This window comes from Fictibacillus nanhaiensis, from assembly GCF_042686385.1.
GTDB classification, from domain to species: domain Bacteria; phylum Bacillota; class Bacilli; order Bacillales; family Fictibacillaceae; genus Fictibacillus; species Fictibacillus nanhaiensis.
Map to the genome: position 1 here is coordinate 1 of NZ_JBHUPF010000005.1, position 25,780 is coordinate 25,780.

Sequence of the window (25,780 nt, forward strand, 5' to 3'; positions counted from 1 at the left end):
GTTCATCCTGAGCCAGGATCAAACTCTCCATAAAAGTGTTTGTCTTGCTCTAGTTTTAAAACTGACGGAATTAATTCTTAATTCCTTACCTATTTCTTTTGTTCAGTTTTCAAAGAACTGTGTGTTTTGTGTGTCGCTCGTTTTGGCGACTTTATTAGGATATCATCTTAAAAACAAGATGTCAACCTGTTTTTTTATCATGTTTCCCGACTGCAACAATGTTTCCGTGTGTCGCAGCGACAAGAAATAATATAGCACGATATAGATAAACAGGTCAACACCTTTTTAGAAAAAACTTTATTCTTTTATTGAGTAGTAACGGTGATACAGGTTTTTGCTCTTTGTTTCCCGCTTGATTGCCTTAATATAACCCTTGTCTTTTAAGTGCGTAAGAATCATTGGAAGGTCGATCGCATAGTCTTGAACCTCTTCGTGCTCCATCAATTCATGATAAGCCCACTCATCTTTTTGTTTAATAATACCTAACAGATGATGCGCACCTAGTTTTGTTTTAGAAGAAAGGGAGAACTCTGATGCTAATAATAGAAGTTCGATTCTTTTATCAATCGTTTCTTCTCCTGTTACAAGCTCTTCATACAACTTAAAGATTTCAGGCTGAATCATCTTCACCTGGTTCCAAACTGTAACTTCTGGATAGTATCCATGCTCAATAACAGATAAACGCGCAAGGTGATGAAGAGCGTGCATGATGTTATTGAATGCATCTAAATAATGGCCGGAGTGAAAAAGTTCTTTTCCATCGTTATAACGGCGAAGTAGTTTTGCAAACTCAAGACCAATCTTATGAGTTCTCTCTTCAGCCGGAAACTCGTGAAGTCGGTCTCTTAATCTTGTTATGTACTCATTACGATTAAATAGAACTTTACCGTTCATTACCCAATCAACCGCTCTTCTGTTCGTTCCAAGCATCAACCAAGAGTTAAGCAGTTGTTCTGTCACAATGTGAAGCGCAGCTGAAGTAGACTCAGACTCGTAGTGTTTGATCATCAAAGGCTGATCGGATTCTTTTACTATAATAAGAAGTATCGAATCAAAGTGATCCGTGCCAGGGCTGAATGGTTTATTTTTCTCAACAAAAAGCACACCTAATGTGTTTTCGTTGCTTGCTCTCTCTTGATACAGCGGGCGTAAAATATCTTCCATGAAGGTCATCTCCCATTTTAACAAAATCCTGTTTGTTACTTTCAACACCAAATAAAGAAATCCTTTTTCTTTTCCTAAGAGTTCATATGTTATACTAATGAACGGAGGAGGGACAGGTATGATAAAGTATACGAGCAAAATTAATAAAATACGTACGTTCGCATTAAGCCTTGTATTTATAGGTATTATCATCATGTATGCAGGCCTGTTTTTCAAGACAAGTTTTGTCGTTATGTCTATTTTTATGGTGATTGGGTTTATCGCAACGATCGCCAGTGCTGGTGTTTACTTCTGGATCGGTATGATCTCTACTCAGGCTGTGCAGGTTGTTTGCCCGAACTGTGGAAAAGTAACGAAAGTACTAGGTCGTGTAGATGCATGTATGTCGTGTAACCAACCACTTACGATGGATAAAGGTCTTGAGGGCGAAGAATTTGATGAAAAATACAACTCTAAACGCCAAATGCGCAAAGAGAATAGATAAAGCTGACTTACCATAATGGAAAGTCAGCTTTTTTTTAATGTTTTCTTTTGCAATCCGGGCATACTCCGTAAATTTCCATACGGTGCCGTCCTACATCAAAGCCTGTTACAGATTCTGCAAGACTCTCAACTTCATCTAAACCTGGATAATGAAAATCCACGATCTTCCCGCATGAGTCACAGATGATATGATAATGATCTGTCGTCACACAATCAAATCGGCTTGATGAATCCCCATAAGTGAGTTCTTTTACAAGACCCGCTTCTTTAAATACTCTAAGGTTATTGTAGACAGTTGCTACACTCATATTTGGAAACTTTCCCTCCAGCGCTTTGTAAATCTCATCAGCAGTGGGATGGGACATTGATTGGATAAGATGCTCTAAGATAGCATGACGCTGAGGTGTAATGCGTACACCCACTGATTTTAAGTTGTCGATTGCCGCATTTATTTTAGCGCTTGACATCGTCATGCACCCCATTTCTTTAAGAATTCTTACTTTATAATCGTTATAATTAGTCTACTGCTATTCTACAGGTTTTGTCAATTGAAGTGTATGTAAGACCTGCTCTATTATGAATGATCTTCGTGTAGAACTGGTTCGTTCACGTTCATTTGTTGGTTTACGTAACGTGCAGCAACGAAAAGGAAATCAGATAGTCTGTTCAGATAAGACAACACAAGAGGATTCACACCTTCAATCTCTACAGCAATACGTTCTGCTCGCCTCGCAATTGTTCTTGCCGTATGGAGTGCACTTGCAGATGAAGAGCCTCCGGGAAGTATGAACTGCTTTAAAGGTTTCAGTTCTGCTTGCCATTCATCAATCGTCTCTTCAAGAAATGAGATATCTTCTTCTTTTAATTTCCAAGCTACTTCTTTCCCTGCTGGCGTCGCTAGTTCAGCTCCAACATGAAAAAGAACAGTCTGGACTTTTTGCATAACCGTCGCAGCGTTCTCTGCCCATTCTTCTTTAGGGAGTAAACTTACGCCAAATCCAATCATGCTATTTGCTTCATCGCACGTACCATATGCGTCTACGCGCACATCATTTTTAGAAACGCGTTCACCAAAGATTAAGGATGTTGTTCCTTTATCTCCAGTCTTTGTATATATTTTCATATTAGTACCCCCGGTCATATGGAATGATATTGATCATCTCTTTATGCTTATTTTTTCTGTATGATGTTAAATTATCACAAAAAATTTCGATCGCTCTTTCTTGGTATTGAGGTGAAATCCCTGAAAGGTGCGGCGTAACGGTTACGTTCTGCAAATCCCATAATGGGCTTTCTTCTCTTAATGGCTCTTTTTCAAATACATCTAGAACGGCGTGGCCAATCTTCACGTCCTGTAATACTTGTATCAACTCTTCTTCATCTACTGTTTTCCCTCTCCCGATATTAATGAATACGGCGTTTGATTTCATTAAAGAAAAGGCATTCTTACCAACGAATTGATAAGTCTGTGGTGTTGATGGGAGGACATTGACGATAAAATCACTTTCTTCATAAAGCGTAGAGATTCCTTCTTTATCCACAATAACATCACAGTTTTCAGCCGGATGCCCGCTTCTGTTAAATCCGATGGTTTTCATGTTAAAAGCTTTCGAAAGTCTTGCTATCTCGCATCCGATTGCTCCTGTACCTAAAATACCAAGCGTCTTTCCAGAAATCTCAGTCATCGGAACTTTCCGATCCCAGATATGCTGTTTTTGATTTTCTAAAAGTATATTTGCTTTACGTGACACTTGCAGCATCATAGAGATCGTATATTCTGCCATAGGGGTTTTGTGGATGCCCCTTGCGTTGGTGATCAAAATATCCTTTTCCTTAAGAGCTTTAAACGGCATTTTATCAAGTCCAGCTGAAATGACCATGATCCATTTTAGATCTTTTGCTTCAGCAACCAACTCATCAGTAAGATCTTCTCCATAGGATACTAAGATTTCTGCTTGATCAAGATACGCCTTAGCTTCTTTCATATTGTTATAAAAATGAAAATCTTCATTCGGGAACTTGTTCTTTAATCCGTCTTTTATATCATCTCGTAATCGTGCGCTTGAAAGAATCATAAGAAACACCTTCTTTTCGTGTAATAGAAAAAGCGGGAACGTGCTCCCCGCTTTTTAAGTTGTTGCTGTTTTGTTTGTGTTGTTTCCTAATGGAATTACTTTGAGTCTGTTTGTTCTTTATCTTCATGGAAATTGATTGGAGTGAAAGGTGCGAGACTCCTGGGGGATCAGCGGGACAGGTGAGACTCCTAATAGTGCAGAGCACTAGGAGGCTCACCGCACGCCCCCCGGAAAGCGAGCAACCTGTAACGGAAATCATCAACCCTCAAAGAGCAACAAAGCTATCCAAAACAGTTCTTACTTAAGGTTCTCAGGATTCAGCCCTTGAAGTTCTGGCAGTACGAACAAACCGTCTTTTCTGATTAATACATCGTCAAAGTAAATTTCCCCACCGCCATACTCTGGACGCTGGATCAATACCATATCCCAGTGGATGCCTGATTCGTTTCCGTTGTATGCATCTTGATACGCTCTTCCAGGTGTGAAGTGAATGCTGCCACCTATCTTTTCATCAAATAAGATATCTCCCATCGGATGCTGGATCAGAGGGTTTACACCGATTGCAAATTCTCCGATATAACGAGCACCTTCATCTGTATTAAAGATCTCATTTAATTTTTCAGTATTGTCAGAAGTGGCTTCCACGATTTTTCCATCTTTGAAAGTAAGTTTTACGTTGTTAAACGTTGTACCGTGATAAGGACAAGGCGTGTTATATGTAATGGTTCCATTCACACTGTCTTTTACAGGTGCCGTAAATACTTCTCCGTCAGGAATGTTGTTTTCACCTGCACACATAACCGCTGGAATTCCTTTGATCGAGAACGTTAAATCTGTTCCTGGAGCTGTGATGCGAACTTTATCTGTTCTTTCCATCAAGGCATGAAGTGGTTTTTGCGCTTCAGCCATCGCTTTATAATCGACGTTACACACATCAAGCACAAAATCAGTGAACTTTTCTAAGCTCATTTTTGCCATTTGCGCGAGACCTGTTGTTGGGTAGTTTAATAATACCCATTGGCGATCGTTGATGATCATATTTTGAACAGGCTTATTAATCTCCGCTTTCATCTGGAAGATCTCGCTTGGCACTTCTGAGAACTCTGCATCATTATTTCTACATTGAATCGAAATATACGCATCGATATCCTCAATACGTGTCAGATCCCATTTCAACTGTGCCTCAGAATGTTCTCTTGTTGACCCCATCATTAAAGCACGTGAAATCTCTTCGTCTGCAAGTTGTACGTAAGGAAAAGCACCTAGTTTATATGTTTCTTGAACAAGTTCTTTTACGAGTGGTTTCCCAGCTAAGAATGAAGTTATAAGTACTTTTTGCCCTTTTTCTACCTTTAATGAATGTGTTAACAATGTTCTTGCCAGCGTCGTTAAGCGTTCGTCTCTCATTATGTATACCCCCGAATTTATCTGTTATAAAATTCACACTATTTCATTTTATCACGCATAAGCCATCATGCCTATTTATTAAGAAGCAAAAGCATAGTCTAACAGTCTCTGTTGCATACTATTTTCCGTGGAGGTGAATGAAATCATGAACGTATCACGTGCTCAACAAATCATTGAGTCTGAAAAAGAGATCCTAGTGCTTCACAACGGAACCCCTGTATGGCTACAATCTGTTGATGAAGACAATCAAACCGCTAGAGCTTACACAAGAGAACAGCCGGATCACGAAATGGACATACCGGTTAACGAACTTCAGGAAAGTTAAAAAGCCCCGATTTCTCAGGGCTTTTTTCTATGACAGATTTTCTTCTATAAATTTCAATGCTTCTTCAACATGATCCTTCACTTTAACTTTTCGATATTCTTTCGCGATGTTTCCTTCTCCATCGATAATAAACGTCGAACGTTCGATTCCCATGTATTCTTTTCCGAAATTCTTTTTCAGTTTCCACACATCGTAAAGCTCAGCTACTTTGTGCTCCTCATCAGCTAAAAGGATGAACGGCAGACCATGTTTTTCGATGAATTTGTCATGTCGGGCTAGAGGGTCAGGACTAACACCTAGAATAACGGTATTCTGTTTCTTAAAATCTTCGTGACGATCTCTAAAATCACATGCTTGCGTCGTACAGCCTGGCGTCATGTCTTTTGGATAAAAGTAGAGGACCACATTTTTTCCTTTAAAATCTGTTAATGCCACTTCTTCTCCATTACTTGCCGGTAATTTAAAGTCTGGTGCTTTACTTCCTGTTTTTATCGTCATAGAGTTTAGACCTCCTTAAAGTTTTCCTTCTTCAAGGGTAGCCTATTTCGTTATTTTTCAACAACTATTTTGCTGTTCTGTTATGGTGAACAACAGAAGATAGTACGAAAGCAATCGGGAGCAAGTACCCGATTAATGCTTGAAGAGCGGCTATCCACCTTCCTGCTCCAACAGGTACGATGTCTCCATAACCTACGGACAGAATCGTCGTACTACTAAAATAGATACAAGCTTCTATAAAAGAGAAAAAGTCACTCTGATTCAGCTCTAGTTTGATGACGGGATAGCCCATTAAAGAGATAAGGGCATAAATGAGTCCAAATCCTGAGATGATCGTTCCGTACACGATGAACAAAATCAGCAGATGACTCGCTGGCATGAGATGTTCTTTAATTCCAGGATGTTTAAAGAGCATCCATATGCTCCTGATAATGAGAACAGCAGTTGTTATGAGTAAGATTATTAATATGGCATTTTCCATTCTGTCCACCTCTCTTTATCTTATGAAAAAAAGGAGTTGAATAGGACAGCCTGATGATGAAAAAAGACAGTCTGCTAAATACAGACTGTCTTTCGGGTTTATTACTTTGCTTGTTTTACTGAGATCGCTTCTGTTAATTCTTTTAACTGAACTGTTAACTCACGAACGCGCGTTTGTGCCAATTCATCAACGAGTACGTTACCTTCATCAAAATTAACCGGATCTGCAACAAATTGATCAGGCAGTACTAAGCTGTAAACGCCACGAAGCACGGTACGAAGGTTAGTCAATGCGTTCATGCCGCCTTTACCGCCGCCTGCAGCAACAGCAATCGCTGATGGTTTGTTCTTAAAATGCTTTCCTCCTAAGAAATCAAGCGCATTTTTTAACGCTCCGCTTATTCCGCTATGATACTCTGGGCTCGTTACAAAGAACCCATCCGCTTGTTCTGCATATTCAGCAAGCTTTTTTACCGTTTCATTTTGAGCTGTTGTAGCATCTCCTGTAAATAGAGGCAATTTATCCATTCCTACATCAAAATATAATACTTCCACATTCATCTGTTTCAACGATTCAGCAGCGAACTGCGCAATTCCTCTTGTTCTTGATTCTGCTGTCGGACTTCCTGCGATCACCATGATTTTCATATGTATTCCTCATTTCTGGGTGCATTATTTTGTATGGTTCATATTTTACAAGATTACATTCGTTATATATAGCATAAGAAATTTCTTCATAAAAAACAGGTCTAAAGTCAGGGTGGTCATATTATACGAAAAAAGAAGTGGAACCCTTATTAGGAATCCACTTCTAAATTGACATTTAACATTCTTACTTACTAGTTACCAGCGCCTCTATACTTTGTCACCCCAACATTCCATAACGTTACAGCGATCAAGAAAAATACGAGTCCTACTACTGGTGTTAAGAAGGCATACGTATACCACTCTTCCCTTTTTAAAAAATAGGAAGATGGATATACACCGACGAACGCGAACGGAAGGATCCACGTTAACACATACTTGATCACTTTGTTATAAATATCAACCGGATATCTTCCATAGTTTCCGATATTGTACATCATCGGCATAATATCAGTTCGGGAATCTGACCAGAATCCGATCGTTGCAAGAGCAATAAAAATCCCTGCATAGACGAGTGCTCCACCTATTACTAACAAGATGAAGATAAACGGATCGTACCAGCTGATCTCAAGACCCAACTTATCACCTGCATAGAACATGACAACTAATCCTGTCACTACACCAAAAAGCGACTCGAGCTCCATTCGTTCGAGTACAATTTGAAAAAGACTGTGAACCGGTCTTGTTAAGATGCGGTCCATCTCACCTTTTACAATGTATCTATCTGTAAAATCCCAAATGTTAAAGAATGATGCAAAGATTGAAAATGGAACTAAGAAGAATCCGTAAATAAAGATCATCTCATCCTTACTCCATCCTGCAAGTAGGTTTGTATGGCCGAATACGACGAGGATAAAAACTAAATTTACTGCTTGAAATAATAGATCTGAAAAGATTTCGACGATCATATCGGCACGATACGTAAGTCTTGTTTTTAAATATTGTCCAACGTATTGAAAAAAGATTGAAATATACTCCATCTGCTTCTAACCCCCTTGAACCACAAGCTGTCGCTTCGCCAGAATCCAAAGACCATACACAGGAATGATTAAGAGAAGCGACCAGATCGCTTGGTTAAGAAGGGCTTCATAAATTTGTGAGCCTTTAAACCCCTCGGTAAAAATCATACTTGGGATATAGCTGATCCCTTGAAACGGTAAATAGCTCATCACGTTCTGAGCCCACATCGGATAGAAACTGAGCGGTAAGATAAGTCCTGAAAACAGATCGATCACGACTCGTTTCGCACGGATCAAGCCATCATTGTTAAATAAGAAGAAAGTTGCGATTCCAGCTAATAGATTGATCTGAGTGTTGATGATAAAACTAAACGTTATCGATAGGAAGAAAAACAACCATGTACTTGCATTCGTGGACAATTCAATAGGAAACACGAGCGCAACGATGATCATTCCTGGAACAGAGAAGAATAAGAGTCGGAAGATCCCTTCTCCGAGTCCCTGCATCATCTTCATGTTTAAATACGGATAAGGACGGACCATCTCAACAGCTACTTTTCCTTCTTTAATCTCCATCGCAATCTCTCGGTCGATGTTGTTAAAATAAAAGGCTCGCGCCATCCAAGCAACAGCTATATACGTTGTCATCTGGGTGATAGAAAGACCTTGTATGTTCTCTTTCCCACCATAGATGGCACTCCATAGAAAGTAATACGCTCCAATATTGATGCTATAGATAAGAATTCCACTGTAGTAGTTCGTTCGGTATGCGAGCATCATTAAAAAACGGATGCGAATCATCTCAATATACTTACCCATGACGAACAGCACCTTCAACATAAATATTTCGGATGATCTCTTCTGTTGAGATCTCAAGAATCTTCAAGTCAGCAATCTTTTTAGCCGCTGTCACTTTACCGATGACTCCGGAGATGACAGTTTCTTCGGCTTCAACAGATGCCACCCAAACAAGATCACTCTCGCCTTTTTCCCAAACCACGAGATGTTCTTGCGTAAGATGCTGCAACTCTTCCAACGTCGCTTCTTCACTAAACTGAAACTGAATCTGTTTTCCTTCTGCCCAATTTTCACGAAGCTCTTTTAGCGGTCCATCATAGATGATTTTACCTTCATCGAGCATAACCACTCGTTCACAAAGGGCTTCAATATCAGAAAGGTCATGCGTTGTTAAAAGAATCGTCGTACCGTATTTCTCGTTGATTCTTTTTAGAAACTCACGAATCTTCAGTTTTACGAGCACATCCAGTCCGATCGTCGGCTCGTCCAGAAACAATAAAGGCGGATTATGAATAAGGGCTGCAGCCAGTTCACAGCGCATTCTTTGTCCAAGTGAAAGCTTGCGGACAGGCTTGTCGAGCAACGGCCCGATATCAAGCGTCTCAATCACGTCTTTCATATGTTCTTCATATTGCTGATCTGGCACATTGTAGATTTTCTTTAACAGTCTGAACGATTCCTGAACGGCAATGTCCCACCATAACTGTGATCTTTGGCCAAAGACGACGCCAATTGTTTTTACGAACTTCTCCCGCTCTTTATGCGGATTCATACCGTTAACGACAATTTTTCCGTCAGTCGGTGTGAGGATCCCTGTCAGCATTTTGATGGAAGTCGACTTACCCGCACCGTTCTCTCCGATATAACCGACCATCTCTCCTTTTTTTATCGTAAAAGAGATGTCATCCACTGCTGTCTTGATCGTATAGTTTCGTGTGAAAAGATCACGAAACGCCCCCTTCAGACCTGATCGGCTGGAGAAGGATTTAAATTCTTTTTTTAAACCTTGTACATCTATAATGTTCTGCATAGAAATGCCTCCGTAATTTTTTTCGCGATAAATGTTGTTCAAATAGTAGTTAATTTCCGCTCCAGGTTGCTTCGCTTTCCGCGGGGCGACCGGTGAGCCCCTTGCCGCTATGCGCCATTAAGGGTCTCACCTGACCGCTCGTCCCGCAGGAGTCTCGCACCTTGCACTTCAATTAACTTGTCAAAGAAGAGAATGAAAAGAACTAAAAGTAACTTATCTTTAGAAAAGAGCTTTGAACAAAAACTGGAAAGCCCTCAATTCTGCTAACGTAAAATTTAAAGTTTCCTAATAAAGAAACTCAAGGCACTCGAATAGTTTACTCCAATCCCGTTCATAAACTCAAATAGTTGAGACTACTCTGTCATAGATTCCCATCCCTGTCGCCCGCGCTTATTCATGCTACAATATGAATTGAACTTAACTGACATATCGTTTACAGGAGGTATTTATAGATGAATCACACGAAATCTGAAGCTCTATATGATGAAGCGCTTCTACATATTGTTGGGGGTGTAAACAGCCCATCCCGATCATTTAAAGCAGTCGGTGGCGGTGCACCCGTTTTTATGGAACGCGCACAAGGTGCATATTTTTGGGATGAAGACGGCAATCGTTACATCGATTATCTAGCTGCTTATGGTCCTATTATTACCGGACATGCTCACCCTCATATCACAAAGGCGATCGTAAAAGCCGCAGAAAACGGTGTTTTATATGGAACGCCTACTTCTCTTGAGGTGAAATTCGCGAAGATGTTAAAAGAAGCGATGCCTGCCATGGATAAAGTTCGTTTCGTAAACTCTGGAACAGAAGCGGTTATGACAACAATCCGTGTTGCTCGTGCTTACACAGGGCGCGATAAGATCATCAAGTTTGCTGGCTGCTATCATGGTCATTCCGATTTAGTCTTAGTCGCAGCGGGCTCTGGTCCATCTACATTAGGTACCCCAGACTCAGCTGGTGTTCCGAAATCTATCGCACAAGAAGTGATCACCGTTCCATTTAATGATGTTGATGCTTATCGATCTGCGATGGATAAATGGGGAGATCAGATCGCTGCCGTTTTAGTAGAACCGATCGTTGGAAACTTCGGGATCGTTGAACCGAAAGAAGGCTTTTTACAAGCGGTTAACGACATTACTCATGAGCATGGTGCACTTGTAATCTATGATGAAGTCATTACTGCTTTCCGTTTTATGTATGGCGGTGCGCAAGATCTTTTAGGGGTAAAACCTGACATGACAGCCCTTGGAAAGATTATCGGTGGTGGTCTGCCAATCGGGGCTTACGGTGGTAAAAAAGAAATCATGGAAAAAGTAGCACCACTTGGACCCGCGTATCAAGCAGGAACGATGGCAGGAAACCCAGCATCAATCTCAGCAGGAATTGCTTGTTTAGAAGTTCTAAAGCAAGAAGGCGTTTACGAAGAAATGGACCGCTTGGGTGCGATCCTTGAAAAAGGTTTGCTTGAACAAGCTGAGAAACATGGTGTATCTGTAACGATCAATCGCTTGAAAGGTGCTCTAACGCTCTACTTTTCAGACGAAAAGATTGAGAACTATGTACAAGCAGAAGCAACAGATGGTGAGATTTTCGGAAGATACTTCAAACATATGCTTCATGAAGGAATCAATCTCGCTCCATCAAAATATGAAGCGATGTTCTTAACTACTGCACATACCGAAGAAGATGTTCGTGCTACGATTGAAGCTGCCGGGAGAGCATTCAGCTCACTATAAGGTTTTATAAGTATAAGAAAGAATCCGTCATCGTGCGGATTCTTTTTTTGATTTAAGGGAAAACCTGTAATAGAGGGTATATGATTTTCATAAGGTATATAGGTCTGTTACTTTTCACAATTTGTTAACAGATATTTACTTGATTAAAAGGACGAAACAGTTTATAGTGTTTGAGATTATTAACATTTTTTATGAGAAAGGAATTATTGCAGTTATGAAACTAGGAGCCCGAATGATTAAAACGGGTTTAGCCATTTCTTTATCGATCTACTTAGCGATGTTGTTTCAATTGGATCAGCCAGCTTTTGCCGCGATTGCCGCTACATTTGCGATCCAACCATCCATCTATAGATCATATCAAACCATTTTAGAACAAGTTCAAGGTAACGTGGTTGGTGCCCTTTTTGCTATTATTTTTGTTATTTTATTAGGCAATAACCCATTTGTTATCGGATTCGTTGTTGTACTTGTTATCGCAGCGAACTTAAAAATGAAGATTGCGAAAACGATACCGTTATCCATCGTTACCGTAATCGTAATCATGGAAAGCCATACGGAGAACTTTATCGGTTTTGCGATCGATCGTTTCTTATTGATCATGCTCGGCGTATTATCAGCGTTCTTAGTAAACCTTGTTTTCATGCCGCCTAAATACGAAACGAAGCTGTATTATAAAATATCCGATCACACAGACGAAATTATAAAATGGATTCGCATGATTACCCGTCATGCTACAGAACATAGCGCCATAAAAGAAGATCTGACCCATCTAAAAGAAAATCGCTTTAAGATGGATCAATATTATTTGTTGTATAAAGAAGAACGTACCTATTTTAGAAGCAACAAGTATACCAAAACACGTAAACTGGTTCTTTACCGCCAGATGATCCAAACGACAAACAAAGCACTTGAACTGTTGAAGAGCCTTCACCGTCATGAAAATGAGTTGAACAACATGCCTGAACCTCTTCAAGAACTGATTCAATTAAAACTGGATGGCTTGACCAACTTCCACGAACAGATGCTGTTGAAGTACACGGACAAAATCCGCGCACAGCATACACTCGATATGGATGAAGCCATCAACAAAAAAGCACTCATGACCTGTATCATGAGCTATTACAAAAACCCAGAGAACGAAGACTGGATCGAACTGTTCCCCGTCTTCGCCCTGATCATAGATTACGCAGACCAATTGGAACACTTGAACACCCTGGTAGAAAGCTTTAAGAACTACCACCAGGAAGATAGCGAGGTTCAGCTGGATCAGCGGCTTGAAGATTGATATTGTGTATTGGAAGCCAGCCAAACCAGTCCTTTGAGGGCTGGTTTTTTTGTTGTGTGTGGACACTTTGCTTAAGGTGTCGTGTCGAAATACGTCTATAATTGTAATCTCGTCAATATATGCTTAGATTTGGTCAAATTAGGTATTTAATTATTCAAATTATAGTTGTTTTCTTCTAAATTAAGTATTAAATATTTCAAATTAGTAAATTTCCATACTCAAAATAGTAATCTTAGCTTTTGATTACTGCATATAAAAGATTCAAAATGAAAATGCACACACAAAAAATGTGATTTTGGAGGAGTATTTATTAATAAACATAGAAAGATTCCTATTTATATAACGAAATTATCAAAATTAATTAAACGTATGCCTCAAACACATCATAAGTTGCTTGAACTTCAACATAAATTGAAAAGCCACACCGCTGGTTATAAAGGTGAACTATCACTTGAATTTTTTTATCAAGATATCTACCTAAAGATGTTTATTTCCTACATAATATACGTATTCTTCAGGATGATTATTATTTTCAAATGGACACCGTAATTCTCTCTCCTAGCTTCATTACAATTCTTGAAATTAAGTATTTAGTCGGCCATCTATACTTTGATGATCAGTTTTCCCAACTTATTCGGACTTATGAAGGTAAAAAAGAAGCGTTCCCGAATCCTATAGAACAAGTTGAACGCCAAAAGTTACATTTATTTAAAATACTAAATCAATATAAATTCACGTCACTTCCCATTGAAGCCCTTGTAGTCATTACTAACCCTTCATCAATTATTGAAGCTTCTCCAACTTATCAAGAAGCTTCCGAAAAAGTAATTAGAAGCTCGAGCCTACAACAAAAATACGAGTATCTATCTCGAAAGCATCCCAATATATTGTATACACATAAAGAAATTAAGAAGTTAAGTAAAATACTTTCCAAAGTAAGTTCTTCTTACGATCCCGATGTTTGTAATTTATATAAAATAAATAAACATGAGCTAATCCGAGGTGTATTCTGCTCAAAATGTGATCATTCTTCAATGAATTATGATTGGGGAAATTGGTATTGCTCTACTTGTTCATATTCATCTAAAACGGCTCATATAACGGCATTACAAGATTATGCTCTATTAATTTCTCATACCATCACAACAAGTGAATGTAGTGATTATTTAAACTTATCCTCCAAAAAACAAGCATATAATCTTTTACGGTTATTAGACCTTCCTTTTACAGGGAATAGAAAATCCCGCAAATACAACCTAGAACCCCTCCTAGAAAAAACAACATAAAAAAAGAAGCTTAGCCAAAGCCAAGCCTCCTTACTTACCATTAATCTCTAACTCTTCATCCGTGGATCTAATGCGTCACGCAGACCGTCACCCATCAGGTTGAATCCGAGTACCGTCAGCATGATCGCTAAACCTGGGAACAATACTGTCCATGGTGCTTGAATGATAAAGTCCTTTGAATCTGCAAGCATCTTACCCCACTCTGGAGTTGGTGGCTGTGCACCCATTCCTAGGAATCCAAGTGCAGCTGCTTCAATAATCGCCGTTGCGATCGCTAGCGTCCCTTGAACGATGATTGGAGCAAGACTGTTCGGCAGGATGTGGTGGATCAGAATCCTGAAGTCGCTCATTCCAATCGCACGAGCTGCTGTAATGTATTCTTCTTCTTTTACACTAAGCACTCTCGAGCGCAGCAAGCGACCAAACGTTGGAATATTGATAATCGCGATTGCGATCAACGCATTTTTTAGTGATGGTCCAAGTACAGATACTACCGCAATGGCAAGCAAGATACTTGGAAACGCCAGCAAAATATCAAAAATGCGAGATATGATGCCGTCTATCCATCTTCCATAATACCCTGCGATGATCCCCAGCAAAGAACCTACGATAACCGATCCAGCCACTGAGAAAAAACCGACCCACAGGGAGATGCGAGCACCGTGGATGACACGGCTCAAGATATCACGGCCAAATTCATCTGTTCCGAACCAGTGTTCAGCTGATGGAGCTATGTGCTTGTCCTTTAATTCAACATCACTGTAGCTATAAGGTGCGATCAGGTCTGCAAATATCGCAATCAAGATAAATAACGATACAATCGATAAACCGACAAGAGCGATCTTGTTCTTTTTGAAGCTTCTCCAAGCATCTTTCCAAGGAGAGATTACTTTGTCTTCCACCGGTTCCACGGGCATATGCTGTGGCTGCGGAACTACGGGAGGTGTTGATCTTGTTAGTTCTGACATGCTAATCCCTCCTACTTGAATTTAATTCTCGGGTCAATTGCTGCGTACAGCAAATCAACGAGTAGATTGATTAATACGAAAATCGTTGCGACCACTAAGATACCAGATTGGATAACCGGATAATCACGATACGAGATCGCATCATAGATGTATGTACCAATGCCTGGCCATCCAAAGATCGTCTCAGTCAGAATCGCACCACCCAATAGCAGTCCCGTCTGAAGACCGATAACGGTTACTACTGGAATCAAAGCGTTTTTCAATGAGTGCTTGTAAACGACCCAGAACATTTTCATGCCCTTAGCACGAGCCGTTCGGATGTAGTCTGAGCGCATTACTTCAAGCATGCTTGAGCGAGTCATACGCGCGATGATCGCCATCGGAATCGTAGCAAGTGCAACTCCTGGCAAGATGAGATGTTTTACCACCTCAGCAAACTGATCCATTCTTCCTTGAATCAATGTGTCGATCAAATACAGATGCGTGATCGGATCTACCGGGACACGTATGTTGTCACGACCCGTAGTCGGCAAAAGATCAAGGTGGATGGAAAATACATATTGCTCCATAAGGCCAAGCCAGAAGATCGGCATAGAAACACCAACGAGCGCAAGAACCATAGCCGTATAATCGAACCAAGAGTTTTGGAACCACGCGGAAATGATACCTGCGTTAACTCCGATCACAATCGCAATAACCATTGCAACAAACGCGAGTTCCATCGTAGCAGCTAGATATGGCCAAACCTCTTCTGCGATCGGAACGTTCGTTTTTAATGAAACACCAAGGTCCCCTGTAAAAAGACCCGTCAAATAATCAATAAATTGCGTATACCACGGTTGGTCTAACCCAAGTCGCTGAGTTAATGCAGCTACAGCTTCCTTTGTGGCCTGTTGCCCTAAGATTAATTGTGCTGGATTACCCGGGATAGCGCGAATCATCATGAACACGATAAATGTCATCCCTAAAAGTACAGGAACGAGTGTTGCTAACCTTCTGATCGTATAGGCAAACATAGGGTCACCTCTTTCTTAAGAAGAATTACAAGTATGTTAGGTTAAGAGTTGTTATTCTTGAAAGGCGTTGCTTTCCACTCCAGGATGCTCGCTTTCCGGGGGGCGTGCGGTGAGCCTCTTAGCGCTAGGCGCTATTAAGAGTCTCTCCTGTCCCGCTGGTCCCCCAGGAGTCTCGCACCTTACTTTCCAATCAACGTAACAAAGGGGTAATGAAAGACTACCTTCTAGAGAATCATTTTCCAAAAAAAGAGGAGCAGGCTATTTTAGGCCATACTCCCCGCCATACACTATTCGAAAGATACGTCCGCGAAAGATTGAGAACCTGTAGGATGTGGAACGAATCCTTTGATCTTGCTTGCTCCAGCTAATTGTGGCTTAGAGTGAACAAGTGGTACCCATGGAGCATCTTCATGGATGATAACTTGCGCTTTTTTGTAAAGCTCTTCACGTTTCGCTTCATCAGCTGTTGTTTGAGCTTCAACTAAAAGCTTATGAACGTCTTCGTTCGCATAACGAGCGTAGTTGTTAGAGTCGATCGTGTCTTTGTCAAGAAGCGTATAAAGGAAGTTATCCGCGTCTCCATTGTCACCTGTCCAACCTAACATGAACATTGGTGCTTCACCTTTTTGAACTTTCTCAAGGTAAGTACCCCACTCGAATGTAACGATGTTCGCTTTAATATTCACTTTTGCAAGTTTCGCTTGAATCGCTTCAGCTACTTTTTGACCGTTCGGCATGTATGGACGTGCTACAGGCATTGCCCAAAGATCCATTGTAAATCCTTTTTCCATACCAACGCTCTTTAATAGTTCTTTTGCTTTTGCTTCGTCATATTCACGATCTTGAATCTCATCGTTGTACCCAGCGATTGAAGGAGGCATTGGGTTTTTAGCCGGTTCAGCTGTTCCTTCATAGAAGTTGTCGATGATCGCTTGTTTGTCGATCAAGTGGCTGATCGCCTGACGTACTTCTTTTTTATCGAATGGAGCTTTTTCAACGTTAAATCCTAGGTAACCAACGTTCATGGAAGGACGTTCGAACAATTGAAGCTTGCTGTTATCTGAAACTTTTTTCATATCAGATGGATTAAGAGCATCCATTAAGTCGATTTCGCCTTTTGTTAATGCGTTTAGACGAGAAGAGTTGTCTTTGATTACTTTAAACGTTACGCCATCAAGTTTCGGCATATCTTTTACCCAATAGTCAGCATTCTTTTCAAGAACGATCGTATCGTTTGGCTTCCAGCTCTTGAATTTGAAAGGACCTGTACCAACTGGCTCTTTGCTTAGCTTGTCGCCGTCTAATGATTTAGGGCTCGCGATTGCGAACGGGCTCATCGCTACGTTCTTTAAGAATGGAGCTTGTGGCTTGTTCAACGTAATAACTACTGTGTAGTCGCCTTCTGCTTTAACATCTTTAATGACGTGGCCTTCGTCACCTTCAAATCCACCAAACATAGATCCGTAGTATGCGAATTTCTCGCCATCTTTACTTTGTGCCCAACGATCAAAGTTCTTAACAACGGCATCAGCGTTGAACTTCTCGCCATCGTGGAACTTAACACCTTCTTCAAGCTCGAATGTATACGTCAAGCCATCTTCAGAAATTTCCCATTTCTTTGCAAGACCTGGAACGATATCTGTATTATCTTTTCCGTAGTTTACTAGTGGCTCATAGATTTGCTCCGTTACGATGAAAGATTCACCGTCAGTAACAACAGCTGGATCAAGTGCAACAGAGTCACCGCCACGACCGTAGATCATGACATTGTTCGGATCGACTTTGCCGTCGTCTCCACCTTTGCTGCTATCCCCACCTGATGAACACCCTGCCAACGCTAGAGATAAAGCAAGCATTAAAGCAAATAAAGTTAATAAACTTTTCTTCATCTTTTTTCCCCCAGTTCTCATTTTAGTTGTGCCTTTGTTTATATGTACGTGTCTGCCGTTATTCGTAAAGATGGCAGGCAGCGTAGTGGCCTTCAGCAACTTCTTTTAAAACAGGCTTTACGGTTCCGCAATGATCCATCGCTGCAGGGCAACGTGTGTGGAATGGACAACCAGCAGGAGGATTTGAAGGACTCGGTACATCTCCTTGCAGGATGACACGGTCTTTCCGGTGCTCCACATCTGGAATTGGAACGGCTGATAAAAGAGCTTGTGTATATGGATGTTTCGGATCATCATAAAGCTTCTCACTATCCGCAAGCTCTACGATATGACCCAAATACATAACTCCCACTCGGTCACTGATATGGCGGACTACACCAAGATCATGCGCGATAAACAAATACGTTAGGTCAAACTCTTTTTGAAGATCTTGTAAAAGGTTCAATACTTGAGATTGAATGGAAACATCGAGTGCAGAAACAGGCTCGTCCGCGATAATAAGCTTCGGATTCACGGCAAGTGCTCGTGCGATTCCGATCCGCTGTCTTTGTCCTCCTGAAAATTGATGAGGATATCGCTTCGCATGCCAACTTGAGAGTCCTACGACTTCAAGTAGTTCCTTAACTCTTCTTTTTCGTTCTGCTTTATCTTTTACACCATGAACGATTAATGGCTCTTCTAAAATCTTCTCAACCGTATGACGCGGGTTGAGTGAAGCAAAGGGATCTTGAAACACCATCTGCATCTCGCGGCGTTTCTTTCTCATCTCACTCGAAGATAGTTTCGTTATATCCTCGCCTTCAAAGTAGATCTTTCCTTCAGTAGGTTCTAAAAGTCTAAGGAGCATTCGTCCTGTCGTGGACTTACCGCACCCGCTCTCTCCTACGAGGCCGAGTGTTTCTCCTTTTTTTATGTAAAAAGAGATTCCGTCTACTGCCTTTACTTCGCCAACGGTCTTGCTTAATATTCCGCCTTTAATCGGAAAATGCATCTTTAGATTTTCAACTTTAACTAATGGCTGTGTCTGATTCATGTAGATTCACTCCTTTCCCGTCCTCGTAAAGCCAGCATCTGACTTGATGACTGCCTTCTTGAGTTTTAAGATGAGGAGTTTCGGATATACACCTTGTTCCTGCATGCTCACAACGCGGTGCGAAGGAACAACCAGTAGTGATCGAACCGGGTTTTGGTACGTTTCCTGGAATAGAATATAGACGGCCAACCTTCTCCCTCATGTCTGGTACGGATTTGATCAAACCAACCGTATAAGGGTGCTTCGGATTTTGGAAGATGGTCTTCACTTCCCCTTCTTCGACCACTTTTCCAGCGTACATAACAACGACGCGTTCACACATCTCTGCCACGACACCTAGATCATGTGTAATCATCATGATGGCGGTGTCTGTTTCTTTGTTTAATCGTTTCATTAAGTCTAAGATTTGGGCTTGAATCGTAACATCCAAAGCGGTAGTAGGCTCGTCCGCTATCAAAAGTTTAGGGTCGCAGATCATGGCCATGGCGATCATGACACGCTGACGCATACCTCCTGATAATTGATGAGGATATTCTTTTACAAGCTCTTCTGCTCGTGGAAGTCCCACTAGCTTAAGCATCTCGATGGCTTTACCCATCGCTTCTTTTTTGGACCATTTTCTATGTATGCGCAGTGATTCAATAAGCTGTTCACCGATCGTGATAACCGGATTCAAGCTTGTCATCGGCTCTTGAAATATCATCCCGATTTCATTGCCTCTAATTTGCCGCATCCTTCTTTCTGGTGCTGAAGCAAGATTTTCACCTTTAAAGAGAATCTCTCCTTCAATTTTCCCAGGCGGTGTAGGCACTAGTCCCATTACGGATAGGGACGTCACACTTTTACCGCAACCTGATTCTCCTACGATCCCGAGCACTTCGCCAGGATTCACGTGGAAATCAACACCGTCAACTGCAGGGATTGCGCCATCTTCTGTAAGGAAAGAAGTTCTTAAGTTCTTCACTTCTAGAACTGGATTTCCCATGAGATCTCACTCCTTTCTCTAAGCTGCCAAAATTCCTAGAATATTACTTCTCTGTTGAGAATTATGACACTACTCTGACAATTTGACAATATTTAATTTTCAGAATAATCGACAAATATGTCTTATGTTGTAGTTCTTTCGTAGTGTGTTTAACTCCATTAACATAAAAAAAGACCAGCATCTCTGCCGGTCTTAAAAGATCTAATTTAATTGTTGAACCATGAAAAGGTCGTAATAAGCACCTTGCTTTTTCATCAATTCTTTATGGTTGCCGATCTCTACGATTCTGCCGTGGTCGATAACGATAATACGGTCAGCATGCGTGATTGTGGAAAGTCGGTGAGCCACAATAAACGTTGTCCGGTCTTTTGCGAGTTTTTCTAAAGCCTCTTGAATCAGATGTTCACTCTCAAGATCCAGTGCGGAAGTTGCTTCATCTAGGATAAGAAGCGGTGGGTTCTTTAGAAAAACACGTGATATCGCCACACGCTGCTTCTGACCGCCAGATAGCTTGACCCCACGTTCACCGATCTTCGTGTCATATCCTTCAGGAAGGCTCATGATGAACTCATGTGCATTAGCTGCTTTTGCAGCCGCAATCATCTCTTCATCAGATGCCTCTGGGTTCCCCATAAGAATATTCGCTCGAACGGATTCACTAAATAGAATATTATCTTGAAGAACCATCCCAATATTATCTCTTAGAGAACGCACTTTAAAATCACGGATATCTGTTCCATCCAGCTTGATGCTTCCCTTTGATACGTCGTAAAAGCGGGGGATTAAACTGATCAACGAGGATTTACCGCCTCCGCTCATCCCCACTAAAGCAATCGTTTCTCCTGCTTCGACCGATAAGGAAACATTATGTAACACATCAGCTTCTTCTTCGTTATAAGTGAACGAAACATTCTCGAAATCAAGCTTCCCTTTTACCGATTCTAACGGTTTGGCATGAGGAGAGTCTTCAATATCATAGGACTCATCTAAAAACTCAAACATCCGGTCCATAGAAGCGATCGATTGAGTGAGTGTTGTCGATGAATTTACTAGTCGTCTCAGTGGATTATAAAGTCTATCCATATAGGCAACAAAAGCGACTAGTGCTCCAATCGTAATGTTCCCCTGAATTCCTTGATACGCTGCAAACCCAATAACAAGAAGCGGGGCAATATCCGTTACGGTATTTACGACCGAGAATGTTTTCGCGTTCCATTTTGTGTGATCCATTGCACGGTCTAAGAAATTTCGGTTTCGTTTATCAAACTGAACCTGCTCATGATCTTCAAGTGCAAAACTGCGAATCACGGACATTCCTTGAACGCGTTCGTGCAGATGGCCTTGTACTTCAGCTAGAGCTTGTGAACGGTCTTTCGTTAGTTGACGAAGTCGGGCATAGAAGAATTTTACCGAGAACCCGTAGACCGGAAGCATGGATAAGGCAACGACCGTTAGCCAGAAATCCATAGAGAACATGATAGCGGCTGCAATAATAATCGTCGCCATATCTAGCCATACATTCATAAGGCCTGTTATGACAAACGTTTTGGTTTGCTCAACATCATGGATGACTCTTGAAATTACTTCACCCGATTTGTTGTTGGAATAAAAACGAAGACTCAGGCGTTGAATATGATCAAACATCTTATCACGGATGTCATATAAAACCTTTGTTCCTACCCATTGTGCATAATATTGTCTCCAATACTCAATCGGTGGACGAAGCACTACAAATATGAGGGCAGCTCCTGCCATGAGCCAGTATAGCTTGTTTAATTTTTCATCTACCGGCAATGAAACTTGAATGATGTCATCGACAACATATTTTAAAATAAGTGGTGTTAATAACGGAATACCGAATTTAGCTAATCCGATTACGATCGTCCAAAAAATTTGCCACTTGTATGGCTTTACAAAAATCAAATACCGTTTAATACTATCCATTTTATTTCACCATTCTTTCCTTCATAAAAAGAAAACTTGGCAAGCGCCAAGTTAACCAAGATAAAAAAAGGATAACCTGTTGACTCTTCAACAGGTTTTCCTTTTTATCGGAATTCTAAATATCTTTCATACCATTGTTCCACAAATCCAGGTTCGAACGGTCCCTTTTTTTGTGTGACCATCAAGATTAACTCTTGAAGGTTTTTCTTTATAATCGTATCGAGCTGACTCGGATACCTCATCATTCTTTTATGCAGCTCATATTCATCTTCATCTAATAAGATATAAGTTCCATCTGGAAATACCTTGATATCAAGATCATAATCAATATACTTTAAGGCTTCCTTGTCCCACATAAATGGTGAGCCTAGGTTGCAATAGTAATAAATCCCGTCTTCTCGTATCATTCCGATCACGTTAAACCATTGCTTCGCATTAAAATAGCAAATGGCTGGTTCCCTCGTGCGCCATTGACGCCCATCAGATTCAGTAACAAGAATCCGGTCGTTACCGCAAATCACCTGACTAGGAGTCCCTTTCAAAATAACCGTATCTTCCCAGTTTCTATGAAGATAACCGTTATGCTTATAGCTTTGGATATTGATTATACTTCCGGTTGCAGGAAAACTCATCTCTCTCTCCTTTCTGCCCGAGTTCCGGAAGCTAATGTTACCTATTGAATTGTTAATTCTCCTTCCTCTTTAACCAATTGTCGGTAATTCACCAGCTCCATTAATAAACCTCGTTCTTCAATTTTTCAACGTTTTGATTCCCGATCATTACTTTCTTTCATTACACACGCTTTTTTTCTCTTCTTTATTATATCGTTTTAAGAATAGTTTGGAAATGTACTTGTCCCTGTTTTTTTCAATAAAGCGCCTTTTTTCAAATAATTCCACTCGTCACTAGTATTCCCATCGGACTTGTTTAGAAAACGTATGTAATTCATGTGAGGGTTAGATAAAAAAATGAAGAGAAACCAAAAAATGCTCCCTAGTGATTAGGGAGCATTCCTGGATAGAGGTTATTTTTGTTGTTGGTTCTTACCTTGTTGAGACTGTTGGTTTTGTTGGCGAACTTCTTGAGCGTTAGTTTCGCTAGCAAATTCAGTCCCGTAAGATTGACCAGCTTGTTGTTGAGCGTTTTGTTGCTTTTGACGAGCTTGTTGTTGTTGTTGTTGTTTTTGTTGTTTGTCCATGTTTTTCACCTCCACGAAATATAATTTACCCGGGGTCATGCTTTTTTATAAGTACTTTTTTTATTAGATATTTCCAGTATTAAAACATTGGGATATAGGGGATAAATGAAACCATAACGAATTCTTGATAAAGGAGGAACGACTCATGTATGTAGGAAGAGATATGACAGAACTAAGTATGACAAGTAAGACCGATTGGAAGGATGCAGAGCTCGCTTATTTCCATCACTCCTTGCAGCAGGTGGCTCCTTATTTAAACGAAGAAGGGACTAGCATGCACCGCGAGATCATTAAAGAGATCGAAGCAAGAGGCGGAATGCAACGCGACGAAGCTGACTGGACGCATGGAACTGAGGTCAAGTACGATTAGTTTCCTGATTGCCTGGGAATCGCTCATAAACCCTGGGAATCGCTCATAAACCCTGGGAATCGCTCATAAACCCTGGGAATCGCTCATAAACCCTGGGAATCGCTCATAAACCCTGGGAATCGCTCATAAACCCTGGGAATCGCTCATAAACCCTGGGAATCGCTCATAAACCCTGGGAATCGCTCATAAACCCTGGGAATCGCTCATAAACCCTGGGAATCGCTCATAAACCCTGGGAATCGCTCGTCCAGCGTGCTTACCAGCCGCTGGACGAGCAATAAAAACAAGCCCCTGCACTCAGCCGGGGCTTGTTTTCATTCAAAAAAGAATTAAAAATTACTATAAGACTGTCCGCCATCCACGTTTAACGTGCTTCCTACGACCCAAGAAGCTTTTTTAGAAGATAGAAAAACAACTACGTTAGCTACTTCTTCCACTGTTCCGAATCGTCCTGCAGAAATATGTTCTTCCACAAACGAATGAATTTGGTCTGGATTTTGTTCTAATCTTTTTTTCCAATTTCCTGTTTCATGCAGGATTGATCCAGGGGCTACGCCGTTTACTCGTATCCCCTTTTTGATCATCTCGTCACCAAAGGATTTTGTGAAGGAAATCATGGCTGCTTTACTTGCATTATACGTAGGCTTACCACCCGATTCGCGGCCAAAAATAGATGAAATGTTAATAATAGCTCCACCGTCAGATTTCTCGCTCATAATGGATGCCGCTCTCTTACTCAGATCCACTGCCGATAAAAAGTTTAAATGCATGGCTTCTTCAAACTCTTCCATACTTGTCTCCATAACAGAAGAACCATTGCTGCCACCTGCATTGTTAACCAAAACATCTATTGTTTCAAATTTCGTAACGAATTCATCCATGATACGTTCACGATCTTCAACATTCGTCACATCACCTTGAAAAATTTCAATTCCTTCTTTTTGAGCAGCTTCAAGATCAGCTAAGTTACGTCCAACGATCCCCACTTTTGCTCCTTCTTCTAAAAAGGCATGGGCGATTCCTTGACCGATCCCTTTAGATCCACCTGTAACAAGTACAACTTTACCTTCAAGATCTAGATTCATACGATTAACGCCTCCTTGATGAGTCGAATAATTTTTTGATGTGAGACTGGGAATGGATACGTGTCGAGCTCATCTACAGTTACCCATTTCCAGTCATCGGGCAGTTGCTCTAAATCATCTTCACTTTCAATTTTTCCCTGCCATATTTGGATTTCCCATTTCAAGTGAGAGAATACGTGTTCAATGTAACCTGCTTTTTCCTCAACCACTGCTCCTAAATTCGTCTGTTCTTGCACATATCCAACCAATGCATCGATCTCAGCATCTTTGTGCTCTCCAACATACTCAGTGTTTGGAAATTCCCACATATTTGCGAGTAAGCCTTCAGATGGTCTTTTATGAATGAGAATACGTCCGTCACGATTTATCAAAACACCCGCACTCATCTTTGCTTTTCGAACTTTTGTTTTTCCTAACTTTACAGGAAGCTCAGCTTGTCTTCCACTCTCGAACCCTCTGCATAATTCTCGCATCGGACATAATAAGCAAGCTGGTGATTTCGGTGTGCAGATCAGTGCACCTAACTCCATTAATGCTTGGTTAAAAGAAGATGGATCTTCGTGTGAAATCAGTTCTCTCACTGCTTTTTCAAAGAGTACACGCGTTTTTGGTTTACTGATATCTTCTTCGATCAATAGGATTCTGGATAAAACACGCATAACATTACCATCAACTGCAGGCTCTGGGATACCGTATGCAATACTAAGAACAGCTCCTGCTGTATATGGACCGACTCCCTTTAATCCAGCAATCTCTTTAGGCGTATTCGGTACTATTCCTCCATAAGATTCACATACTTCTCTTACCGCGGTTTGTAAGTTTCGAACTCGGGAATAATAACCTAGACCCTCCCATGCTTTTAAGACTTTTTCTTCATCCGCGTAAGCAAGGTCTTGCAGCGTTGGGAACAGTTGAGTAAATCGTTCAAAATAAGGAATGACGGTATCCACTCTCGTTTGCTGAAGCATGATCTCAGAGACCCAGACACGATAAGGATCTTGATTTTCTCTCCATGGCAACGTGCGCTTGTTCTCGTCATACCAAGTTAACAAATGGTCTTGAAATTGTTTCACATATGAATCATTGAGGGAAAATATACTATTACTTGTTGTGTTCAA

27 protein-coding genes are annotated in these 25,780 nt (G+C 40.9%); 6 read left to right on the plus strand and 21 right to left on the minus strand.

Annotation, left to right across the window (positions count from 1 at the left end):
• Nucleotides 1–297: 297 nt before the first annotated feature.
• Nucleotides 298–1,164: a nucleotidyltransferase-like protein gene (locus ACFS5O_RS02575; protein WP_205724114.1), complete on the minus strand. Its 867-nt coding sequence runs from the start codon at nucleotides 1,162–1,164 to the stop codon at nucleotides 298–300.
• A 118-nt stretch (nucleotides 1,165–1,282) separates the two neighbouring features.
• On the opposite strand from ACFS5O_RS02575, the gene ACFS5O_RS02580 reads away from it, so the two are divergent.
• Entirely contained in the window at nucleotides 1,283–1,648 is a 366-nt protein-coding gene (locus ACFS5O_RS02580) for a YgzB family protein (RefSeq protein WP_066286256.1), read from the plus strand.
• A 34-nt stretch (nucleotides 1,649–1,682) separates the two neighbouring features.
• Here the strand turns inward: ACFS5O_RS02580 and perR are convergent, their stop codons facing one another.
• The 4 genes from perR to ACFS5O_RS02600 all read right to left on the minus strand — a co-directional run bounded on the left by perR (nucleotide 1,683) and on the right by ACFS5O_RS02600 (nucleotide 5,129).
• Nucleotides 1,683–2,114: a peroxide-responsive transcriptional repressor PerR gene (gene perR, locus ACFS5O_RS02585; protein ID WP_137792276.1), complete on the minus strand. Its 432-nt coding sequence runs from the start codon at nucleotides 2,112–2,114 to the stop codon at nucleotides 1,683–1,685.
• A 107-nt stretch (nucleotides 2,115–2,221) separates the two neighbouring features.
• The gene (locus tag ACFS5O_RS02590; protein WP_205724115.1) at nucleotides 2,222–2,770 is read right to left on the minus strand and encodes a cob(I)yrinic acid a,c-diamide adenosyltransferase; all 549 of its coding nucleotides are present in this window, start codon (nucleotides 2,768–2,770) and stop codon (nucleotides 2,222–2,224) included.
• Nucleotide 2,771: 1 nt separating this feature from the next.
• Nucleotides 2,772–3,722: a D-2-hydroxyacid dehydrogenase gene (locus ACFS5O_RS02595; RefSeq protein WP_205724116.1), complete on the minus strand. Its 951-nt coding sequence runs from the start codon at nucleotides 3,720–3,722 to the stop codon at nucleotides 2,772–2,774.
• Nucleotides 3,723–4,019: 297 nt separating this feature from the next.
• Nucleotides 4,020–5,129: an aminopeptidase gene (locus tag ACFS5O_RS02600; protein ID WP_205724117.1), complete on the minus strand. Its 1,110-nt coding sequence runs from the start codon at nucleotides 5,127–5,129 to the stop codon at nucleotides 4,020–4,022.
• A 145-nt stretch (nucleotides 5,130–5,274) separates the two neighbouring features.
• Between ACFS5O_RS02600 and ACFS5O_RS02605 the strand changes: the two genes are divergently transcribed.
• Complete coding sequence (locus tag ACFS5O_RS02605) at nucleotides 5,275–5,454, plus strand: H-type small acid-soluble spore protein (protein WP_205724118.1); 180 nt, start codon at nucleotides 5,275–5,277, stop codon at nucleotides 5,452–5,454.
• Between the two features lie 27 nt (nucleotides 5,455–5,481).
• Here the strand turns inward: ACFS5O_RS02605 and bcp are convergent, their stop codons facing one another.
• From bcp to ACFS5O_RS02635, 6 genes are all read right to left on the minus strand, one after another.
• Nucleotides 5,482–5,952, minus strand: coding sequence for a thioredoxin-dependent thiol peroxidase (gene bcp, locus ACFS5O_RS02610; RefSeq protein ID WP_205724119.1), 471 nt, complete (start codon nucleotides 5,950–5,952; stop codon nucleotides 5,482–5,484).
• Nucleotides 5,953–6,016: 64 nt separating this feature from the next.
• On the minus strand, nucleotides 6,017–6,433 hold the full coding sequence (locus ACFS5O_RS02615; RefSeq protein WP_205724120.1) for an ion channel: 417 nt from the start codon (nucleotides 6,431–6,433) through the stop codon (nucleotides 6,017–6,019).
• 101 nt (nucleotides 6,434–6,534) lie between these two features.
• Entirely contained in the window at nucleotides 6,535–7,080 is a 546-nt protein-coding gene (locus ACFS5O_RS02620) for an NADPH-dependent FMN reductase (protein WP_205724121.1), read from the minus strand.
• Between the two features lie 191 nt (nucleotides 7,081–7,271).
• Entirely contained in the window at nucleotides 7,272–8,057 is a 786-nt protein-coding gene (locus ACFS5O_RS02625; RefSeq protein WP_066391146.1) for an ABC transporter permease, read from the minus strand.
• Between the two features lie 6 nt (nucleotides 8,058–8,063).
• Nucleotides 8,064–8,855, minus strand: a complete 792-nt coding sequence (locus tag ACFS5O_RS02630; RefSeq protein WP_205724122.1) for an ABC transporter permease — start codon at nucleotides 8,853–8,855, stop codon at nucleotides 8,064–8,066.
• Nucleotides 8,848–9,864, minus strand: a complete 1,017-nt coding sequence (locus ACFS5O_RS02635) for an ABC transporter ATP-binding protein (protein ID WP_205724123.1) — start codon at nucleotides 9,862–9,864, stop codon at nucleotides 8,848–8,850. Before ACFS5O_RS02635 ends, ACFS5O_RS02630 begins: the two co-directional genes overlap by 8 nt.
• 452 nt (nucleotides 9,865–10,316) lie before the next feature.
• Here ACFS5O_RS02635 and ACFS5O_RS02640 point away from each other — a divergent pair, with 452 nt between their 5' ends.
• From ACFS5O_RS02640 to ACFS5O_RS02650, 3 genes are all read left to right on the plus strand, one after another.
• The gene (locus ACFS5O_RS02640; protein WP_205724124.1) at nucleotides 10,317–11,603 is read left to right on the plus strand and encodes a glutamate-1-semialdehyde 2,1-aminomutase; all 1,287 of its coding nucleotides are present in this window, start codon (nucleotides 10,317–10,319) and stop codon (nucleotides 11,601–11,603) included.
• A gap of 214 nt (nucleotides 11,604–11,817) precedes the next feature.
• Entirely contained in the window at nucleotides 11,818–12,888 is a 1,071-nt protein-coding gene (locus ACFS5O_RS02645) for an FUSC family protein (protein ID WP_205724130.1), read from the plus strand.
• Nucleotides 12,889–13,343: 455 nt separating this feature from the next.
• Nucleotides 13,344–14,174 (plus strand): nuclease-related domain-containing protein, encoded by an 831-nt coding sequence (locus ACFS5O_RS02650; RefSeq protein ID WP_205724131.1) that lies wholly within the window; start codon nucleotides 13,344–13,346, stop codon nucleotides 14,172–14,174.
• Nucleotides 14,175–14,221: 47 nt separating this feature from the next.
• On the opposite strand, the gene ACFS5O_RS02655 is transcribed toward ACFS5O_RS02650, so the two are convergent.
• The 8 genes from ACFS5O_RS02655 to ACFS5O_RS02690 all read right to left on the minus strand — a co-directional run bounded on the left by ACFS5O_RS02655 (nucleotide 14,222) and on the right by ACFS5O_RS02690 (nucleotide 23,207).
• A complete protein-coding gene (locus ACFS5O_RS02655; RefSeq protein WP_066391140.1) occupies nucleotides 14,222–15,142 on the minus strand; it encodes an ABC transporter permease in 921 nt (306 codons plus the stop codon).
• Nucleotides 15,143–15,153: 11 nt separating this feature from the next.
• The gene (locus tag ACFS5O_RS02660) at nucleotides 15,154–16,158 is read right to left on the minus strand and encodes an ABC transporter permease (RefSeq protein ID WP_205724125.1); all 1,005 of its coding nucleotides are present in this window, start codon (nucleotides 16,156–16,158) and stop codon (nucleotides 15,154–15,156) included.
• 287 nt (nucleotides 16,159–16,445) lie between these two features.
• A complete protein-coding gene (locus ACFS5O_RS02665; RefSeq protein ID WP_205724126.1) occupies nucleotides 16,446–18,047 on the minus strand; it encodes an ABC transporter substrate-binding protein in 1,602 nt (533 codons plus the stop codon).
• Between the two features lie 58 nt (nucleotides 18,048–18,105).
• On the minus strand, nucleotides 18,106–19,080 hold the full coding sequence (locus ACFS5O_RS02670) for an ABC transporter ATP-binding protein (protein WP_066391135.1): 975 nt from the start codon (nucleotides 19,078–19,080) through the stop codon (nucleotides 18,106–18,108).
• Nucleotides 19,055–20,065, minus strand: coding sequence for an ABC transporter ATP-binding protein (locus tag ACFS5O_RS02675; RefSeq protein ID WP_066391134.1), 1,011 nt, complete (start codon nucleotides 20,063–20,065; stop codon nucleotides 19,055–19,057). Before ACFS5O_RS02675 ends, ACFS5O_RS02670 begins: the two co-directional genes overlap by 26 nt.
• A gap of 201 nt (nucleotides 20,066–20,266) precedes the next feature.
• On the minus strand, nucleotides 20,267–22,009 hold the full coding sequence (locus ACFS5O_RS02680; RefSeq protein ID WP_205724127.1) for an ABC transporter ATP-binding protein: 1,743 nt from the start codon (nucleotides 22,007–22,009) through the stop codon (nucleotides 20,267–20,269).
• Nucleotides 22,010–22,113: 104 nt separating this feature from the next.
• Nucleotides 22,114–22,641: a nucleoside tri-diphosphate phosphatase gene (ntdP, locus tag ACFS5O_RS02685; protein WP_066242704.1), complete on the minus strand. Its 528-nt coding sequence runs from the start codon at nucleotides 22,639–22,641 to the stop codon at nucleotides 22,114–22,116.
• 392 nt (nucleotides 22,642–23,033) lie between these two features.
• Nucleotides 23,034–23,207, minus strand: a complete 174-nt coding sequence (locus ACFS5O_RS02690; RefSeq protein ID WP_205724128.1) for a gamma-type small acid-soluble spore protein — start codon at nucleotides 23,205–23,207, stop codon at nucleotides 23,034–23,036.
• A 145-nt stretch (nucleotides 23,208–23,352) separates the two neighbouring features.
• On the opposite strand from ACFS5O_RS02690, the gene ACFS5O_RS02695 reads away from it, so the two are divergent.
• On the plus strand, nucleotides 23,353–23,577 hold the full coding sequence (locus ACFS5O_RS02695) for a hypothetical protein (RefSeq protein WP_205724129.1): 225 nt from the start codon (nucleotides 23,353–23,355) through the stop codon (nucleotides 23,575–23,577).
• Nucleotides 23,578–23,906: 329 nt separating this feature from the next.
• Here the strand turns inward: ACFS5O_RS02695 and ACFS5O_RS02700 are convergent, their stop codons facing one another.
• Together ACFS5O_RS02700 and mutY are read right to left on the minus strand one after the other, a co-directional pair.
• On the minus strand, nucleotides 23,907–24,662 hold the full coding sequence (locus ACFS5O_RS02700; protein WP_205724489.1) for an SDR family NAD(P)-dependent oxidoreductase: 756 nt from the start codon (nucleotides 24,660–24,662) through the stop codon (nucleotides 23,907–23,909).
• Nucleotides 24,659–25,780 carry an A/G-specific adenine glycosylase gene (gene mutY, locus ACFS5O_RS02705; protein WP_318300067.1) on the minus strand — a complete coding sequence of 374 codons (1,122 nt, stop codon included), beginning with the start codon at nucleotides 25,778–25,780 and terminating at the stop codon, nucleotides 24,659–24,661. Before mutY ends, ACFS5O_RS02700 begins: the two co-directional genes overlap by 4 nt.